Here is a 17,959-nt window from a genome sequence, read left to right on the forward strand (position 1 = left end):
TAAAAAGGAGGGGTAGGTGTGAAAAAGAGACTTTTGTTTTTGACACTTCTTGTAAGTACTATTTTCATTTTCTTTAGTGGTTGTGTATTATTTAACGTTTCAACCACAGGTCTTGAGTTATTTGTAACTGAATATAACTCAGGATATGCAGTATCTGACGCCACTGTAGAAGTTTTTTATCATGGTGAAAAAATAATGGAAGGTACAACTGATAGTGAAGGGCATGTTGTTTTTAGTATCCCTACAAATGTTGATTACTCATATTTAGACTTTGTTATATCAAAAGATGGTTATGCAGTTACTAGGTTTAATAACGTTAGATTTGAGGCTGAAAAAACAACAACTATTGAAACTCAGTTGAGAAAGTCTTCTGTTGGCGTGACCACTACTAAAGAACCTATAAATATTACAATAAAGTTTTATACAGATAGTTCAAAAGCTACAGAATTAACTTTAAATAACAACATGTTGACAATAAATAATGATATTTATTATGTCATTAACGTAGACACATCAGAATATGATGTCAAATATATTTACGTGAAGTTAGGCGGAATTCCAGGTTCAGGTTTTTTCACTACTCCACGAACAATATATTATGAATCACCTGCAGAAGGCACTTTATCAATTTCAGGATTTTCAGGTTTAGTTCCTTTATACGTGGTCGTATTTGATCAAAATGAAAATATGGTTGCAAATGTTTATTATTTCAATATTAGTAAAGAAATAATCTTTGAAAATGCATATGTAGTTGAGAAAGAAGATCCAAGTATATTTGCATATACACGACGCGGAGGACTAGAGTTCTATAATAATCCGATAAAGATAAACAAGAAAGCAATTCCAGAATTCAATAGTGAGAGAAAAATAACAGCAGCTCCAATTAAAGATACAAATCTTTGGGTTGAAATTTCTTGGACTTTATGGGAAGATTCATCAGCTTCGGCAACTACAGATGAACCTGAAGGTTATGTAATTTACAGAAGTTTCGATGGAGAAAATTTTGAGGAAACAGCAACAGTTCCAGCAGGATATAATTATTATCGAGATAAATCTCCACAATTAGAAGCAGGGAAGGAAGTTTGGTACGAAGTTGCTGCAAAATATGGTGATTACGTTGCTACTCCAACATTATTGGGTTCAGTGGTTCCTCTCGGTATGTTTGATATTAAATATTTAAGCCCAGTTGATGGTGCTACTGATGTTTCTATAAATCCAACATTTTCTTGGGAAATAGTTAATCCCGTTGAATCACCTGAAGGTCAACCAGTTTATTATTTTGATATTTGGCTTTATGATAATACTTTGAATGATTATGGTTATTACTCTTTAAGTGGAACTGGTTACCCATATTATAGTTTCATTGGAACATATGCTACAAGTGTTTCATTTGATTTTAATAATCCACCGAGTGGATTATGGTGGGTGGATTACGGAATAGGTGATTGGTATCAATATAATGTTTTGCAAAAGAACAAAACCTATGAGTGGGGTAACGAACTTGCAATAGCAATTGTTGGTGACGATGATTCGATAGCTTACTCAATATATGCAGATCAAGCTGGTATATTTGATCCTATAGGTGTTGAGGCTGAGATTTACAATACCTTTACAACTGGTGAGAATTAAGGAAAGGGGGGAGATGTGATGAAGAAGCTTTTAAAATATACTTTACCAATTGTTTTAGCTTTGTTTCTAATTCTTTCGGCATGTGGAGTTAATAATGTTTCGCTGAATAAAGTAACTACCAACAATAATTTTGGAAGTGGTTTTAATTCAAATGATGACAAAGTTATTTTTGGAAAATTAGGAGATTTAGAATATGAAGAAGGCAAAATATTAGTTGGTTACAGAAATAGGGAAGATGTAAACAAAATATTAGAAGTTTTGAATGGAAAGATAGTCGTAGATTTACCTCAAATAAAAATGGTTTCTATAAAATTTGAAGGAACTGTAGAGAAAGCTTATGAAAAAATATTTAAACTAAATCTTAAAGGTATAAAATATGTTGAGCCAAGTTACAAGAGACAAATTATAGATCCAAAACCTGTTTCAGATGAAGTCATTAATATAATAAAAGGTAAAAAAGAAGTTTCTATTGATTCATTTACTGGAAGAGGTAATGAAGAATTTTCAAAATACCTTTGGGGTCTTGAAGCTTTAGATGTTGAAAATGCTTGGAATGCTGGTTATACTGGCAAAGGGGTAGTTGTTGCAGTAGTAGATACAGGGGTTGATGGTACACATCCTGATTTGATTGGTCAAGTTGTTGAAGGCTATAGACCATTGACCGATGAGATTTTACCAGCGGGTACTGATTCTTCTTATGGAGGAGCACATGGTACACATGTAGCAGGAACAATTGCCGCATCAAATAATTCTATAGGAATTGTGGGTGTTGCACCCGACGCGAAAATTATGCCTATTGTTATATTTGATACTGTAGGTTACGTAGGAGATGATGAAGTTGCTGAAGGTATTCTTTGGGCCGTTGATCATGGAGCAAATGTGCTTCAGAATTCCTGGGGAGGATGGGGCTATAGTTATACACTTAAAACAGCTTTTGATTATGCTTTAGATAATAATGTAGTTGTAACTGTTTCTGCAGGAAATGGCCACACAGATCAACATTTACAATATCCAGCAAACTATCCTGGAATAATTCAAGTAGGAGCAGTAGAATATTACGGTGGTGACTATAGAACGGTTTGGTTTTCAAATAGAAGTGATGCAGTAATAGTTGGTGCACCTGGGGTTAATATTTTATCTACTGTTCCGGGTATGAGTTCGTTGGGATATGAAGGGTATACTTTAGAAGGAACGAATGGAGGTTTATACGATTTTTATCAAGGTACTTCAATGGCGTGTCCTCATGTTTCAGGTTTGGTAGCGATTTTATTAGATAAATATCCGAACGCAACTCCTTGGCAAATAAGGAAATTGATTGAAGATGGTGCAGTTGATATTGATGAACCTGGATTTGATCATTCATCAGGGTTTGGACTAATAAATGCAAGCAATTCGGTAGCTTTAGAATTACCAGGAAACGGTGGATTATCATTTGATGTTGTAGCTAAAGATAGTTGGGGATATGGTATTTCAGGTGTATTTGTTTCATTGAAAAGAGTAGATGAAAATGGAGGAGACTATTTTGCAAAGACAGATTATACAGGAGTAGCACATTTTTCAAACATTGATGCAGGAAGTTATGAAGTTATAGTAGGGGGACCTGATTCTAACGATAGATCTTATGCTAATGGATATTATGGAATTAGTTATGCTCGAAGGATCGAAGAAGAAAGACAATATAATGATATTGTTAATTTAGTTGGAGATTCTACAAGGACTTTCACGTTCACTTCAACTTTTAACGTAGAATTTGATGAACCAACTGCAGATTTAGACTCAGCTACTGTTACGCTTGATTCAGCATTTTTTGAATTAGTATATGGTTCAAGATATTCATATTATGAGGTTCCCTTTGCAACTGGTACAGTGTATGATTTCTCGCAAGTTGCTGATTTAGCTTTCTTGAGAATAGAAAGATCTGAAGTAGGAACTATTTGCACAGTTTCTGGTACAGTTACGCTAAATGGATATGAAATACCTGTGTATGGAACGTTTGATTCTACGGACGCAACATTGGCAACAGTTGATGAATATGGTGGGAACGGTTATTGGTGGTATTTATTTGGTACAGCTTTCTAAATAAATAATTTAAAATGTTAAAATCAAACTGCCCACCGTATATGGTGGGCAGTTTTTAATTTGCATTTTTGATTACCAACTTATTCTTCCAAAACCCTTACCATATCCAAAACCTCTACCAAAACCTCTACCATATCCAAATCTTTGTCCGTTTCTTCGTGCCATTCTTAAACCTCGTCCAAAAGCTCTATCAAAGCTGTACCCGTTGATATATGGATTTATCCATACGTTTTTTCTTCCATATGTTCTGCAGTAACCTCTTCTAAACCCCAAAGGTCCCGTTCCAAAAGGTCCTGTTCCATCAAATCCTGGCATGTTATTCACCTCCTTGTAGCATTTGTTCTATTTCTTCTATTCTTCTTTCTACGTATAACATTTCTTCTTTCAGATATTCTTTGTAATCTAATAACATTTCTTTTTCGTTTTCTAGAAATAATCTCTCATCTTTTAGTTCATAAAAATCAGGAAAATATGGGTTATTCCATCTGCTATAAAAGTAAGGATTGTGCCTTCTTCGAAATCTACCATTCCACCTCATAATTTCACCTCCTGGAATATATTTTATATCACTATTGATAAAATGTCAATAGTTTTCAATAATTAATATTCTATAAAAAAATCCACCCCTTTATGGGGTGGAGATAATTGGAGAATTTGGTTTATTTTTTTAAATTTAGTAATATCTTTTCAGGTGTAATTGGAAGGGAAGTTATTCGAACTCCAACTGCGTTATAGATTGCGTTAGCAATAGCAGCTGGTGGGGTATCAATTCCTATTTCTGCAACTGATTTGGCGCCAAATGGTCCAGTTGGTTCGTAACTTTCAGCAAATTTTACTATTATATTTCCTATATCAACTCTTGAAGGAATTTTGTAGTGCATAAGATTGTTTGTGAGTAACTTACCATTTGGAGAATACTTAACATCTTCGTAGAGTGCCATTCCAATTCCTTGGACGAGGCCGCCTTCAACTTGTATTTTTGCAAGATTAGGATTTATAGTTACTCCACAATCTACAACTGCAACATAGTTGATTAATTTGACCTTACCAGTTTCAATATCAACTTCGACTTCGGCAAATCCTGCCATAAATGGTGGTGGTGACTCTGGCCCAACGTAAGAAGCCTCAGCAATTAATTGTTTTTGATGTTCCGTATATAGTAAAACAGTCGCCAGTTCTTTTAGTGAAACCTTTTTATCACCATCGATTTCATATACATATTTACCGTCAAAATCTACTTTAGATTCATCAAGCCCGAGTTTTAATGCCCCTTCTTTTATTATTAATTTTTTCATTTTTTCAGCAGCTTTTTTTACTGCATTTCCCGAAACATAAGTTGTACTTGAAGCATATGCTCCCACGTCAAAAGGTGTAAGGTCAGTATCTGAAGAGTACACAATTATATCTTCAGTTGGAACATTAAGAACTTCGGCAGCTATTTGAGCGAGGATTGTATCGCTTCCTGTTCCAAGATCTGTGGCACCAACTAATAAATTGAAAGAACCATCATCGTTAAGTTTTAAAATTGCAGAACCCATATCGATATTTGCTATTCCGGAACCTTGCATGGCAATTGCCATACCAACGCCTCTTATTTTAGTTTCGGATACTTTTACTCTTGGGAATTTCTCATCCCATTTAATTAATTTTTTTCCTTCTTCAACGCACTCGTTTAACTTACAACTTCTAACAATCATTTCTACGCCTTCGCGACCTTCACCCATAATTTTGAAGATTGGAGAAGTTTCTCCCTCGTTTATCATGTTTTTCTTTCTAAATTCTAGAGGATCCATTCCAAGTTTTTCTGCTAATATATCGATGGTTGATTCTAATGCAAAATTACCTTGAATTGCTCCGTAACCTCTATAGGCTCCTGCGGGAACCTTGTTTGTATAAACAACTTTTCCTGAAAATCTTACAGCATCCACCTTATTGTACAAAGGTAATGTTTTTGAACCTGCTACCATGAATGTCGTAAGGGCGTGTTCGCCATATGCTCCTGTATCTGATAGTCCTTTTATATCAATTACTTTCAATTTTCCATCTTTTGTTGCTCCTAATGTAACATCATATCTCATGGGATGTCTACTATATGTTGCTTCGAATACTTCTTGCCTTGAATAAACTATTTTTGCTGGTTTGCCGGTTTTCAATGTTACTGCGGCGACAAATGGTTCCCCATGGACAGCCTGTTTTCCACCAAATCCTCCACCAATTCTAGGTTTAATTACCCTTACATCTTTAATTGGTATTTTAAATGCTTCAGCAATGATTCTTCTGACATGGAAAGGAACTTGGGTTGAAGAAATAATAACTAGTCTTCCATGCATGTCTATATAAGAAGCCGCTGTGTGAGGTTCAAATGCTACGTGAGCTTGTGCCTGTGTGTAAAAACGCTGGGAAACTACAACGTCGCATTTTTTAAGCTCTTCTTCAATATTTCCAATTTCCATTTCATATGAAGCGGCAATATTTTTTTCGGCGTTAAATCCAATTTCAAACATTGGATGTGTTTCTTTTTCAGGATGGATAATTGATGAATGTCCTTCGGCTTTTTCAAAGTCTAAAACAGGTTCGAGTACTTCATATTCAACTTTAATTTTTTTAATAGCTTCATTCACACATTTTTCGTTCTTACCTGCTACTATCGCTACTTCATCTCCAACATATCTTACATATTCATCAAGAATATACCAATCATGTGGAGAAGGTTCAGGGTACCCTTGGCCTGCTCTGGTAATTGGAACTCTAGGAACATCTTTGTATGTTAGGATGCATTCGATTCCATCAACTTTTTCAGCTTCGGTAGTATCTATATTTTTGATTTTTGCAAATGCGTGGGGGCTTCTTAAGATCTTAACAAATAATGCATTTTTCGGAGCAAGATCCTCAGTATATACGGGTTTACCTAAAGTAATTCCCAACGCATCTTTTTTTGGAATTTTTCTTGTTACTTCTTTCATTTTTCCACCCCCAAAAATTTGGCGATAGCCCTGTGTTGTCCCTCATAACCAGTACATCTGCAAAGGTTACCGATAAGCTTTATTTTAACCTCATCCATTTTTTCAATTTTTGCTCTCTTAATATAAATTGTGTTTACTATTAATCCAGGACTACAAAAACCACATTGGTCAGCCCCTTCTTCAGCTAGAAGCTCTGCAAATTCTCTAGCTTCAGGAAGGCCTTCTACAGTGGTTATTTCATGGCCGTCGACTCTAGCTGCAAAAATTGAGCATGAAGGAACTGGTTTCCCATCCAATAAGATGGTGCAAATACCACACATTCCTGTATCGCAACCCCTTCTAACACTATGATATCCATACCTCCTAAGAACATCTAATAAAATTTCATCAGGTTCAATTTCCAATTCTTTTTTTTCGTTATTAATGACGACATTTATTTTCATTACATCACCTCCAATAGGGCTCTTTTAACAAGAGCTACACAAACTTTTTTTCTAAATTCTTTTGATGCTTTTATGTCATCTGAGAAATCAATTTCTTCCGATACAATTTTTGCAGTTTCTTCGATGACTTTTTCATTCAATTCTTTTTTAGTTATATGTTCCATGGCATTGCGGGCTAGTACAGCTACTCCTGGCCTTGCTCCAACGGCTATTTTTATTTTTTCTCCCTTTGAAACAGCAACATTTAATATTGAGAAATCATATTCTGAATTTCTAATATACTGGAAAGAAACTTTAAGATTTTCTTTTTTTATTGCGATCTTTTCTAGAATATCTTTATGAACTTTTGTTTTCAAAAATTCTTCTAAAGGAAGTTTTCCCATTTTATACAAGTAGATATCTGTATTTAGTACGAGCAATGCAGTAATTAAATCAGAAAAACCGTATTTTGGATAAAGTGTTCCACCAATAGTTATAATATTTCTCATTTGAAAACTCAATATTGTTTCGGCAACCTTTTTGAGAAATCCATCGAATAGTGTTGATAAAGCAGGGTTTTCTTCAAACGCTGATATAGTTACCATACTTCCAATTTCAACAATACTCTCACTTTCTTTTACATAGTCCAAGCCAGCATCTATGAGATCAATTGCTAGGTCAATTTTTCTGTTTGATAGTCTGAGAAATGCGGCTCCCCCTAATATCTCAGAATTTTTTGAATTAAGTAAGTTGTAGGCTTCTTCTAAAGTTTTAGGTTTTACATATTCTTTAAAGTGAAGCATCACATCACCACCTTTTTATATAAATTGTTGTATGCTTTTAAGATTAGATTATAGACAAGTGTTTTTCTGTATTCTTTTGTAGCTCTTACATCAGTTATAGGAGAAGCTATTTTTTGATAGCTACTAGCTAGGAATTTAAATAAGTCTTCATTAATTTCTTTTCCAATTACACTTTTTTCCAAATTTTCGTCTCTAAGAATGTAAGGGGCTACTGAGCCTAAAGCAATTCTAATATCCTCAATTTTTCCTTCCTTTTCTTTTAGTAACATTCCTACGCTAGCAATAGAAATTATCATGGCATTTCTTCTTCCAACTTTTTCAAAATAATATTTATAGTTTTCTAAGATTTCTAATTCAATTCCATAAATGAATTCATCATCAGATAATTCAATTTTTCCGGGCCCTTTTATAAATTGATTTATTGGTATTTTTTTTGAAGTAGGTTCGATTAATATTTGAGCATTGAATAAATAGCTTGCAAGAACAAAATCTCCAGCTGGTGAAGCATTTCCAATATTGCCTACAGGCGTACCTCTATTTCTAATCATTGGAGAACCTATTGTTTTGATGATTTCTTCAAGAAGTAAATTTATTTGATTTTGTTTCAAGAATTTTCGAAGTTCTGTGTAAGTGGTATTTAATGGGATGAATAATTTGTTTGCGTTAGTTTTTATTCCATCTGTTTCTAAATATTTTGTATCAATTAATGTTTCGGTTTTAATTGTTCCAGCTCTAATTTTTACAAGTAAGTCTGTTCCTCCTGCGAAAAGATAACCATTTGTTTTTAATTTGAGTTCAGAAAGCTCATCAATATTAGTCGGTCTGAAATATTGCTTAATCATTGCTTTCACTTCCTTTATTAAGATACTTTTTAGCTGCCAATTTGACAGCCTCTTCAATCTTCACGTATCCCGTACATCGGCAAAGATTACCTTCAAGTGCTTCTTTTATTTGATTAACGGATGGGTTAAGTGTTTCGTTTAATAGAGCTTTGGTTGATATTATAAAGCCAGGAGTACAAAAACCACATTGAATTGCTCCAGCTTCAAGAAAAGCGTTTTGTATAATGTCATCTTCCAATCCTTCAACTGTTATAACTTCTTTTCCGTCTAATTCAACTGCAAGCATGAGGCAGGAATGTACGTTCTTTCCATTTACTAAGATTGTACAAGCTCCACATTCACCTTCACTGCATCCTTCTTTTACAGATAAAACATTGAGGTCATCTCTTAAAAAATCAATAGCTCTTTTATGAACCGGCACATCTTTTTCAACAATTTTCCCGTTTAATTTAAATTTGATTTTCATACTTTCACCTCTTTTATGAACTTTAGAACTTCTTCAATATCTGGTTTCACTTTTTTAGTTTTTATAAGTTTTTCAACAGATTTAATATCTTTAAGCCCATTTCCTGTAACAAAAATACAGGCGCTTTCATCTTTTCTTATTAAGCCAAGTTTAATAGCTTTTTTTAAACCTGCATAAGATGCTGCACCAGCTGGTTCTCCGAAAATACCGGTTAATTTGGCCATTTCGGATATTGCTTCTAAAATTTCAGCATCTGAGACTCTTAAAAAAGTACCATTGCTTTTTTCGACATATTTGCAAGCTTTTATAACATCTCTTGGTTTTCCAACTGAAATGCTGTCAGCTATAGTTTTTGATTCTATATCAACGGGTTTATACGGTTTCCCTTTTTCAAATGTTTTTACAATAGCATCGGCATTTTCTGCTTGTATTCCAATGATTCTAGGAATTTCATTAATTAAACCTAATTTGTAAAAGTCGTAAAAACCTTTATATAACGAACTAATTACTGTTCCATCTCCTACGCCGACTAATACAACATCAGGTGTAACATAGTTGTTTTGTACGATTACTTCCAGTGCTCCTGTTTTTTTCCCTTCAAGTAAATAGGGATTGATAGCTGAATTTCTTGAATACCATTTTAATCTTTTCCCTACTTCCATTGAAATATCGAATGCCTCGTCATAACTCCCATCAATTTGTATTACGTTAGCTCCATATACATAAAGTTGAGCTATTTTAGCAATTGGAGCGCTTGCAGGAACAAAAATGAAAGTATTTAGTTTTGTTGAGGCTGATAAACCTGCTAGAGAGCTTGCAGCGTTACCTGTTGAGGCGCAATAAATTGTTTCATAGTTGTATTCGTACGCTTTTGAAATAGCTATAGCAGTTGCTCTATCTTTATAAGATGCAGTTGGATTAGTTCCATCATATTTAACTAAAAGTTCTTTTATTCCCAAAACATTTTTAAATTTGTATAAAGGAGTTCCTCCAACCTTTAAATGGGTTACGTAATTTTTAATGGGAAGTATTTTGACAAATTGGGAAATATCACCTTCAGGATCAAAATCGTTCTTATGAATGTTGATTTTTTCATAATCATAAATAACTTCGAGTGTTCCCATTCGTTCTCCACACTTGGGACAGGTATATAAATTTGGTGAAGGTTCATAAATTTTTTCACAAGAAATACATCTGAGTTTATACATTTTATCCCTCCTAATTTGCTAAAATTATACTTTTAGTAAAAAATTACAGAAAATGTAGTAATTTTACGAAAAAAAAACAAAATCACTATTTTTTGAAGATAAATCAAGATAATGAGGTTACAAAAAGAATAAAGTAATCTGAATGGAAAATGTGGTATACTATTTTTAACGGAGGTGGGTAGGATGCTGACAAGAACGGAAGCCTACAATTTGTTAAAAAAGCATGTTAAAACAAAAAATTTAATTAAACATTGTCTTGCTACAGAAGCTGTTATGAGAAAAATAGCTGAGTATTTTGGCGAAAACCAAGAAGTTTGGGGTTTGGCCGGATTGTTACACGACTTAGATTATGAGTACACGAAAAATACACCCGAAGAGCACGGTTTAAAAACTGTAGAAATATTAGGGGATTCAGTTACTGAAGAAATCAAAAATGCTATATTAGCACATTGTGGAAAAAAGGAAAGAGAAAGTTTAATTGAAAAAGTGATATATGCAGCTGATCCAACAACTGGTTTTATAGTTGCAGGTGCATTAATAAAACCTGAAAAAAAGCTATCAGCTATAAATGTAAATTTTTTACTGAATAGGTTTAAGGAAAAATCCTTTGCAAAAGGTGCAAGCAGGGAACAAATGAAATCTTGTGAGGAATTTGGTTTGACATTAGATAAATTTTATGAACTTTCTTTGGAAGCAATGAAAGAAATTTCGGAGGATCTTGGTTTATGATTTTCAGATGGTTTTTATGGTTATTTCCCTTAGTTTTGATTTCTTTTGATAGAGCTTTTTTGGATTATTTAGTGCTTATACCTTTAATATTTTACTTTGAATCAGTGAATAAATTTGGGTTTGGAAAAGCTTTAAGATATGTTATTTATCTTTCTTTTTATGTTATAGTAATTTATGGAGAATATAATTTGCTATTTGCAATGTTGATATTTTTGATTGTATTAATTGACTCAATGAGAGAATTGTGGTTAAAAATATGGGTAGTACCTTTGATTGAGAGTGGTTTATTTTTACTACCACTAATTTTTGAAGGATATGATTATTCATATTTTTTCTCGATGATAATCTCATTTGTTGTTTTCTTGATATTGTATAGAAAGAAAATTATTCTTTATAAATAAACTTGGAGGTGTATTTATGAAAATTATTCTACCTGATGGACATCAGAAAGAATATGAAAATTCTGTTACTCCTGGTCAGATTGCAAAGGAAATTAGTGAAGGATTATATAGAACAGCAGTAGGAGCATTAGTAAATGAGCAATTGTGGGATCTTGAAAGACCAATAGATTTTGATTGTACTTTGAAAATTATCACAAAGAAAGATAAAGAAGCGCCAGAATTTTATCGACATACTATGGCGCATATCATGGCTCAAGCAGTTGTAAGAATATACGGGGAAAATAATGTAAGATTAGGTATTGGGCCAACTATAGAAAATGGTTTCTATTATGATTTTGAAATTTTGGATGGTACAATCACTGAAGAAGATTTAAAAAGAATAGAAAAGGAAATGAAAAATATTATAAAAGAGAATTTGAAGATTGAAAGATTTGAATTAAATAAAGAAGAGGCATTGAAGTTAATGAAGGCAAAGGGACAGATTTATAAAATGGAGTTAATAGAAGAAATACAAGATGACAAAGTAAGTTTCTATAAACAAGGAGAATTTATAGATCTTTGCAGAGGACCTCACTTGCCAAGAACAGGGTTAATTAAGCATTTTAAATTATTGTCTGTATCCGGGGCGTATTGGAGAGGGAGCGAAAAAAATCCAATGCTTCAGAGAATATATGGTACGGCTTTTGCAAATAAGGAAGAGTTGGAGAACTATTTAAGGATGCTCGAGGAGGCTAAAAAAAGAGATCATAGAAAATTAGGTCCAAAACTTGGGTTGTTTTTTATTAATACAGAAGTTGCAGCTGGTATGCCAATATTTCTTCCAAAAGGAACTATTGTATTAAACGAACTTGTAAACTTTTCAAAAGAACTTCACAAAAAATATGGCTTTTTAGAAGTTGCAACTCCTCTTGTTATGAATGTTAAATTGTGGCATCAAAGTGGTCATTGGGAACATTATAAAGATAACATGTATTTTACTGAAAAAGAAGATGTGGAATATGCAATTAAACCTATGAATTGTCCCGGTCATATATTAATTTATAAGAACGACGTAGTGTCATATAGAGACTTACCAATCAGATTGTTTGAGTTTGGAAAAGTTCATAGGTATGAGAGGAGTGGAGTTTTACATGGTCTTTTGCGTGTAAGAGCTTTTACACAAGATGATTCTCACATTTTTTGTCGAAAAGATCAGATAGAGCAAGAAATAACATCTTTGGTAAAACTAATAGACGAACTTTATAAGCCGTTCGGTTTTTCGTATAAAGCAACTCTTAGCACTATGCCAGAAGATCATATGGGAGATGAAGAAGTTTGGGATATAGCAACAAATGCTTTAAAAAATGTTTTGGAGAAAATTAATTTAGATTTTGAAATTGCAGAAGGTGAAGGAGCATTTTATGGTCCAAAAATTGATTTTCAGGTGAAAGATTCTCTTGGTAGAGAATGGCAATGTGCAACAATTCAACTTGATTTTCAAATGCCGGAAAGGTTTAATTTAACTTATATTGACAGTAATGGTAAAGAAGTACGGCCTGTTTTAATTCATGCCGCAAAATATGGTTCTTTAGAAAGATTTTTTGGGATTTTAATAGAACATTATGCAGGAGCATTTCCACTATGGATTTCTCCAGTTCAAGTTATTATTTTGCCTGTTTCAGATAAATATACGGAATATTCAAAAAAATTAGTTGAAGAGTTGAAAGGTAATGAAATAAGAGTACAATTGGATTCCAGAAATGAAACTCTTGGATACAGAATAAGAGATGCTCAAATGAATAAAATACCATATATGATCATAGTAGGCGAAAAAGAACAGCGAGAAAATACTATAAGCGTTCGAGATAGAAATGGTAAGGAAATTAAAGATTTAAAAGTAGAAAAATTTTTGGAAATTTTGAAGAATGAAATTTTGAAAAAAGGATAAATTAAAGGGGGTGATATAATCAACCCAACAATTTTTTGGTTGGTTTTAGGTATTGTGTTAATGGTATTGGAGATAATTACTCCAACATTCTTTATTTTCTGGTTTGGAATTGGTGGAATAGCTGCTTCTATTACGGCCTATTTTGTAGGGAATACTATTTGGGAGCTAACTACATTTATAATTGTTTCAGGTATTCTAGTAGTCTTAACAAGGCCATTAGTTAATAAGATGAGTGGTGAACAACCAAGAAAGATTAATATTGATGAAATTATTGGAAAAAGAGCTTTGGTCATAGAAGAAATAGACAATAAAGCAGGGAAAGGTGTTGTAAAAGTAAATGGTGATACTTGGCGTGCGTATTCTCAAAAGGATGATATAAAGATTAAGAAAGGTGAACATGTAAAAGTATTGCAAGTAGAAGGAGCGCATTTAATTGTAGAACGTGAAGAAGAAGAAAAAGAAAGTTAGGAGGGGAAATATGTATATATTGTTTTTGATAATAATTTTGTTCCTGCTTATTTTAGCAGCTTCAGGGATAAGAATTGTTAGGCCATATGAAAGAGGGCTTGTTGAAAGATTAGGGAAATTTAGGAAAGAAGTAAAAGCAGGAATTCATTTTATTGTTCCATTTTTTGATAGAATGCAGAAAGTTGATTTAAGAGAACATGTTATAGATGTTCCACCTCAAGAAGTTATTACCAAAGATAATGTTGTTGTAACTGTAGATGCGGTTATTTATTATGAAATTACTGACGCATATAAAGCTATTTATAACGTTAGTAGTTTTGAATTTGCAACAGTAAAACTTGCTCAAACAAATTTGAGAAATGTTATTGGTGAACTTGAATTAGATCAAACACTTACATCTAGAGAAAGAATTAATGCTAAACTTAGAACAGTGTTAGATGAAGCGACAGATAAGTGGGGGATTAGAATTACTCGTGTTGAAATTAAAAAGATAGATCCACCAAAAGATATTATGGAAGCCATGAGTAAACAGATGAAGGCAGAAAGAACAAAAAGAGCTGCAATTCTCGAAGCAGAGGGTATTAGACAATCTGAAATATTAAAAGCTGAAGGGCAAAAGCAAGCAGCAATTTTAAAAGCTGAAGGTGAGGCAGAAGCAATTAAGAAAGTTGCTGAGGCAAATAAATTTAAACTTATAACAGAAGCGCAAGGACAAGGTGAAGCAATTATGGTAGTATTTAAATCAATTCATGAAGGCAATCCTACGAATGATTTACTTGCTGTAAGATATCTTGAAACTCTCAAGGAAGTTGCTAATGGAACTGCGACGAAGATTTTCTTACCGATGGAAGTTTCAGGTATTTTGGGTAGCATAGGTGCCATTGGAGAATTGTTTAAAAAAGACGGCGGTGAAAATAAAGATGGTTAAAGTTTTACTGGTCATAAGTTTATCAGGAGCCTTAGGGCTCCTGGTTTCAATTATTTTTGCATTTTTAATAGTCTTATCTAATTCGTTTTTCAGGTATGGTACTTTCAGATTTTTTAATGAGATGGTTGTACTTAGTTTAGGAATTTTCGGTTGGTATTATGTGAAATCAAATGTAATAAATTTTATATTTTTAATAGTTTTGTCAACTTTGTATCATTTATATAGAATAATAAGGGATATTTATTCCATTGATGCACGTTTTAGAACTTTAGTTTTGGCACTTGGAAATGATAGATTCGAATATGCTAGTTTTTCATTAAAAAGAGTGCGTAGAAGAATTTTTGGTACATTTTTCAAGTATTTAGTAATATTAATTGCTTCATATTCCATTTCTCAGTCCTTGCATCCTTTAATAGTTGGTGGTATATCTTTATTTGTTGGAGTAGTACTAATTGCTTTAAGATTGGACTGAGAAAGGGGATTTAAGTGTTTAAGAAAAAGATAAGCTTTGAAGCCATTGCATTTATCGCAGTATTAGTTTTAGTATTTGTTGGGATAGAAACAACAATGGGTACAGCAAATTTCTTTAAGACACTCATGTTAACTGCTCATGATTTATTGATTAACACAGTTTTTTTTATAATGGCTGTTGCAGTTCTTACCGGTGCTTTTTCTTCGTTATTGTTTGAATTTGGAGTAGCTGATCTAATTGATTTCTTTTTGAAACCCTTAATTAAACCTCTCTTTAACCTTCCAGGTGTAGCGGTTATGGGTATAATTTCTACTTACTTTTCTGATAATCCTGCCATAATTGCTCTTGCCAAAGATAAAAGATTTATGAATAATTTTGAAAAGTGGCAAGAACCGTTGTTATGTAATCTTGGCACATCTTTTGGAATGGGTTTGATAGTATCTACTTTTATGATTGCTCAGGGAAATAAAATGAATGTAAATCTTGTTCCAGCTGTGATTATTGGGAATATCTCAGCGTTTTTAGGAAGTATAGTTAGTGTGAGGATGTTTTCATTTTTTACAAGAAGGAAATTTGGGAGTGTTAAAAAAGAAGAAATGCTTATTCCGGAAAATTACTATAGAAAAACTCGACCAGGTAGTTTTATGGAGAGATTTTTAGAAGCATTGTTAGATGGTGGAAAAAGTGGAGTGGAAATAGGGATTGGTATTATTCCTGGTGTGCTTGTTATTAGTACTTTTGTAATGATGATTACTTTTGGGCCGAAAGATCCTACAAAGGGTTATCAAGGGCTTGCCTACGAAGGTATTCCACTGTTGCCAATGATAGGTGAAAAAATATTTGTTTTAATAAAGACTTTGTTTGGATTTAGCAATCCCGAATTGATTGCATTTCCATTAACATCTTTAGGTTCAACTGGGGCTGCTCTAGCCTTGATTCCAAAATTTATTGATTTAAAGATTATAAGTCCCAATGATATAGCAGTTTTTACTGCAATAGGTATGACATGGAGTGGATATTTGAGTACACATGTAGCAATGATGGATGAACTTGGATATAGATATTTAACTGGAAAAGCAATTATGGCCCATACTTTTGGTGGTTTGTCTGCCGGTGTTATTGCTCACCTTATGTATTTAATGGTTTTTTAATTCCCCTCCCCTTTTTATTTAAATTGTAACATCTTGTATCATAAAATTAAACTCATAGATATTTTATTGTTTCATAATTTAGTTTATTATTAACTTGACTTTTGAAATGAAGGGAGTGGGGCAAGTGGACAAAATATTAGTTAACAAAGTTTTGAAAAAGCTTGCTACGAAATATGGAACTCCGTTACTTGTAATGGACTTGGAAGTAATAAAGGAAAATTACAAAAAGCTAATTAATAGCATAGAAAATAGCAAAGTGTATTATGCTATTAAAGCCAACTCCCATGTAGAAATAATTAAAACTTTGAAAAAGCTTGGAAGTCATTTTGATGTTGCTTCGAGAGGGGAGATAGAAAAACTTTTGAGTTTAGGTGTCTCACCAAAGATGATGAGTTTTGGAAATACTATAAAAAAGTCGAGTGATATAGAATTTGCATATAAAAATGGAGTAAAAATGTTTGCAGTTGATTCGGAAATGGAAATAGAAAAAATAGCTAAATATGCTCCAGGTTCAGATATATATGTTAGGATAAGTACTAATGGGATGGAGAATGATGCTGATTGGCCATTGACAAGGAAGTTTGGGACAAGTGTTGATCATGCAATTCAGTTGGTTGAATATGCATACAATAACGGGTTAAATCCTATAGGAGTAAGTTTTCATGTTGGTTCCCAAAATTACAATCCAAATAATTGGAGAGTTGCTATTAGAGAAGTTTCTGTGGTTTTTGAAGAAGCTAGAAGAAAAGGTATAGAGATGAACATGGTAAATACTGGTGGAGGAATGCCAATAAAATATTCGAAGGAAATACCATCTATAGAAGAAATATCCGAAGTTATTAATCAATCTGTAAGAGATTATTTAGGCGAGAATATAACTGTAATAGTTGAACCTGGCCGTTCAATGGTAGGTAATGCAGGTGTGATGATAGCATCTGTTATTTTAAGAAGTAAAAAAGGTGAAGAAAATTGGATTTATACCGATGTAGGGGTTTTTCATGGTTTAACAGAGACTATTCAGAATATCAGATATGAAATTTCTGTTGTTGGTAAAGAATTCGTTGAAAGTAAACAATTTGTTTTAGCAGGACCTACTTGCGATAGTGTGGATGTGATGTATTATGATGCAAAACTTCCAAAAAATACAACTATTGGAGATTTAGTTGTATTTTACAATACAGGAGCTTACACAACAGAATATGGTACGAACTTTAATGGAATATCTTCCCCAGAAGTAATTTTTCAGAATGGATTACTTTTGAAACAAAATTTAGAATATGCAGTAGAAGAAATTTTAAAACAATCAGAGAAATATGATATGTTATAATATATTGTGGAATTGAGAAGTGCCGAGGTGGCGGAATTGGCAGACGCGCATGACTCAGGATCATGTGGGCATTGCCCGTGCGGGTTCAAATCCCGCCCTCGGCACCAGTCCCGGGTTTTCCGGGATTTTTCATTAAGCTAGAAA

The 17,959-nt window shown here is 33.2% G+C and carries 18 protein-coding genes and 1 tRNA gene; 11 read left to right on the forward strand and 8 right to left on the reverse strand.

Annotated features, from left to right (window positions below; genetic code table 11):
* Positions 1-18 precede the first annotated feature (18 nt).
* Together BUB65_RS00395 and BUB65_RS00400 are read left to right on the forward strand one after the other, a co-directional pair.
* Positions 19-1,629 (forward strand): hypothetical protein, encoded by a 1,611-nt coding sequence (locus BUB65_RS00395; protein WP_073070916.1) that lies wholly within the window; start codon positions 19-21, stop codon positions 1,627-1,629.
* An 18-nt stretch (positions 1,630-1,647) separates the two neighbouring features.
* Entirely contained in the window at positions 1,648-3,708 is a 2,061-nt protein-coding gene (locus tag BUB65_RS00400) for a S8 family serine peptidase (RefSeq protein WP_073070918.1), read from the forward strand.
* A gap of 72 nt (positions 3,709-3,780) precedes the next feature.
* Here BUB65_RS00400 and BUB65_RS00405 read toward each other — a convergent pair whose 3' ends face one another.
* The 8 genes from BUB65_RS00405 to thrC all read right to left on the reverse strand — a co-directional run bounded on the left by BUB65_RS00405 (position 3,781) and on the right by thrC (position 10,412).
* Positions 3,781-4,023 (reverse strand): DUF5320 domain-containing protein, encoded by a 243-nt coding sequence (locus tag BUB65_RS00405; protein WP_073070921.1) that lies wholly within the window; start codon positions 4,021-4,023, stop codon positions 3,781-3,783.
* A 1-nt stretch (position 4,024) separates the two neighbouring features.
* Complete coding sequence (locus tag BUB65_RS00410) at positions 4,025-4,246, reverse strand: DUF5320 domain-containing protein (protein WP_073070923.1); 222 nt, start codon at positions 4,244-4,246, stop codon at positions 4,025-4,027.
* Positions 4,247-4,367: 121 nt separating this feature from the next.
* Positions 4,368-6,671, reverse strand: a complete 2,304-nt coding sequence (locus BUB65_RS00415) for a xanthine dehydrogenase family protein molybdopterin-binding subunit (RefSeq protein ID WP_073070926.1) — start codon at positions 6,669-6,671, stop codon at positions 4,368-4,370.
* Complete coding sequence (locus tag BUB65_RS00420) at positions 6,668-7,114, reverse strand: (2Fe-2S)-binding protein (protein WP_073070928.1); 447 nt, start codon at positions 7,112-7,114, stop codon at positions 6,668-6,670. The genes BUB65_RS00415 and BUB65_RS00420 overlap by 4 nt, the downstream gene beginning before the upstream one ends.
* The gene (locus tag BUB65_RS00425; RefSeq protein WP_073070930.1) at positions 7,114-7,896 is read right to left on the reverse strand and encodes an FAD binding domain-containing protein; all 783 of its coding nucleotides are present in this window, start codon (positions 7,894-7,896) and stop codon (positions 7,114-7,116) included. Before BUB65_RS00425 ends, BUB65_RS00420 begins: the two co-directional genes overlap by 1 nt.
* A complete protein-coding gene (locus BUB65_RS00430) occupies positions 7,896-8,738 on the reverse strand; it encodes an FAD binding domain-containing protein (RefSeq protein ID WP_073070933.1) in 843 nt (280 codons plus the stop codon). Before BUB65_RS00430 ends, BUB65_RS00425 begins: the two co-directional genes overlap by 1 nt.
* On the reverse strand, positions 8,731-9,204 hold the full coding sequence (locus BUB65_RS00435) for a (2Fe-2S)-binding protein (protein ID WP_073070935.1): 474 nt from the start codon (positions 9,202-9,204) through the stop codon (positions 8,731-8,733). The genes BUB65_RS00430 and BUB65_RS00435 overlap by 8 nt, the downstream gene beginning before the upstream one ends.
* Positions 9,201-10,412: a threonine synthase gene (gene thrC, locus BUB65_RS00440; protein ID WP_073070937.1), complete on the reverse strand. Its 1,212-nt coding sequence runs from the start codon at positions 10,410-10,412 to the stop codon at positions 9,201-9,203. The genes BUB65_RS00435 and thrC overlap by 4 nt, the downstream gene beginning before the upstream one ends.
* A 183-nt stretch (positions 10,413-10,595) precedes the next feature.
* Here thrC and BUB65_RS00445 point away from each other — a divergent pair, with 183 nt between their 5' ends.
* From BUB65_RS00445 to BUB65_RS00485, 9 genes are all read left to right on the forward strand, one after another.
* Positions 10,596-11,141, forward strand: coding sequence for an HD domain-containing protein (locus BUB65_RS00445; protein ID WP_073070939.1), 546 nt, complete (start codon positions 10,596-10,598; stop codon positions 11,139-11,141).
* Positions 11,138-11,542, forward strand: coding sequence for a hypothetical protein (locus BUB65_RS00450; protein WP_073070941.1), 405 nt, complete (start codon positions 11,138-11,140; stop codon positions 11,540-11,542). The genes BUB65_RS00445 and BUB65_RS00450 overlap by 4 nt, the downstream gene beginning before the upstream one ends.
* A 16-nt stretch (positions 11,543-11,558) precedes the next feature.
* On the forward strand, positions 11,559-13,469 hold the full coding sequence (gene thrS, locus BUB65_RS00455) for a threonine--tRNA ligase (protein ID WP_073070944.1): 1,911 nt from the start codon (positions 11,559-11,561) through the stop codon (positions 13,467-13,469).
* 60 nt (positions 13,470-13,529) lie between these two features.
* Positions 13,530-13,937, forward strand: coding sequence for an NfeD family protein (locus BUB65_RS00460; RefSeq protein WP_159429126.1), 408 nt, complete (start codon positions 13,530-13,532; stop codon positions 13,935-13,937).
* A gap of 10 nt (positions 13,938-13,947) precedes the next feature.
* Positions 13,948-14,865, forward strand: coding sequence for an SPFH domain-containing protein (locus tag BUB65_RS00465; protein WP_073070948.1), 918 nt, complete (start codon positions 13,948-13,950; stop codon positions 14,863-14,865).
* Positions 14,858-15,337 (forward strand): hypothetical protein, encoded by a 480-nt coding sequence (locus tag BUB65_RS00470; protein ID WP_073070951.1) that lies wholly within the window; start codon positions 14,858-14,860, stop codon positions 15,335-15,337. Before BUB65_RS00465 ends, BUB65_RS00470 begins: the two co-directional genes overlap by 8 nt.
* 14 nt (positions 15,338-15,351) lie before the next feature.
* Positions 15,352-16,488: a CD0519/CD1768 family membrane protein gene (locus BUB65_RS00475; RefSeq protein WP_073070953.1), complete on the forward strand. Its 1,137-nt coding sequence runs from the start codon at positions 15,352-15,354 to the stop codon at positions 16,486-16,488.
* 124 nt (positions 16,489-16,612) lie between these two features.
* Positions 16,613-17,815 carry a type III PLP-dependent enzyme gene (locus tag BUB65_RS00480; protein ID WP_073070956.1) on the forward strand — a complete coding sequence of 401 codons (1,203 nt, stop codon included), beginning with the start codon at positions 16,613-16,615 and terminating at the stop codon, positions 17,813-17,815.
* A 21-nt stretch (positions 17,816-17,836) separates the two neighbouring features.
* Positions 17,837-17,922: transfer RNA gene (locus tag BUB65_RS00485), tRNA-Leu, on the forward strand.
* The last annotated feature ends 37 nt before the right edge of the window (positions 17,923-17,959 follow it).

Origin of the sequence: Thermosipho atlanticus DSM 15807, from assembly GCF_900129985.1 — a bacterium.
GTDB classification, from domain to species: Bacteria; Thermotogota; Thermotogae; order Thermotogales; family Fervidobacteriaceae; genus Thermosipho_A; species Thermosipho_A atlanticus.

Coding starts and splice junctions, on each gene's coding strand:
- BUB65_RS00405 (WP_073070921.1), bottom strand. CDS start 4,023: ATGCCAGGATTTGATGGAACAGGACCTTTTGGAACGGGACCTTTGGGG.
- BUB65_RS00465 (WP_073070948.1), top strand. CDS start 13,948: ATGTATATATTGTTTTTGATAATAATTTTGTTCCTGCTTATTTTAGCA.
- BUB65_RS00460 (WP_159429126.1), top strand. CDS start 13,530: ATGGTATTGGAGATAATTACTCCAACATTCTTTATTTTCTGGTTTGGA.
- BUB65_RS00450 (WP_073070941.1), top strand. CDS start 11,138: ATGATTTTCAGATGGTTTTTATGGTTATTTCCCTTAGTTTTGATTTCT.
- BUB65_RS00445 (WP_073070939.1), top strand. CDS start 10,596: ATGCTGACAAGAACGGAAGCCTACAATTTGTTAAAAAAGCATGTTAAA.
- BUB65_RS00425 (WP_073070930.1), bottom strand. CDS start 7,896: ATGCTTCACTTTAAAGAATATGTAAAACCTAAAACTTTAGAAGAAGCC.
- BUB65_RS00415 (WP_073070926.1), bottom strand. CDS start 6,671: ATGAAAGAAGTAACAAGAAAAATTCCAAAAAAAGATGCGTTGGGAATT.
- thrS (WP_073070944.1), top strand. CDS start 11,559: ATGAAAATTATTCTACCTGATGGACATCAGAAAGAATATGAAAATTCT.
- BUB65_RS00400 (WP_073070918.1), top strand. CDS start 1,648: ATGAAGAAGCTTTTAAAATATACTTTACCAATTGTTTTAGCTTTGTTT.
- BUB65_RS00470 (WP_073070951.1), top strand. CDS start 14,858: ATGGTTAAAGTTTTACTGGTCATAAGTTTATCAGGAGCCTTAGGGCTC.
- thrC (WP_073070937.1), bottom strand. CDS start 10,412: ATGTATAAACTCAGATGTATTTCTTGTGAAAAAATTTATGAACCTTCA.
- BUB65_RS00420 (WP_073070928.1), bottom strand. CDS start 7,114: ATGAAAATAAATGTCGTCATTAATAACGAAAAAAAAGAATTGGAAATT.
- BUB65_RS00410 (WP_073070923.1), bottom strand. CDS start 4,246: ATGAGGTGGAATGGTAGATTTCGAAGAAGGCACAATCCTTACTTTTAT.
- BUB65_RS00430 (WP_073070933.1), bottom strand. CDS start 8,738: ATGATTAAGCAATATTTCAGACCGACTAATATTGATGAGCTTTCTGAA.
- BUB65_RS00435 (WP_073070935.1), bottom strand. CDS start 9,204: ATGAAAATCAAATTTAAATTAAACGGGAAAATTGTTGAAAAAGATGTG.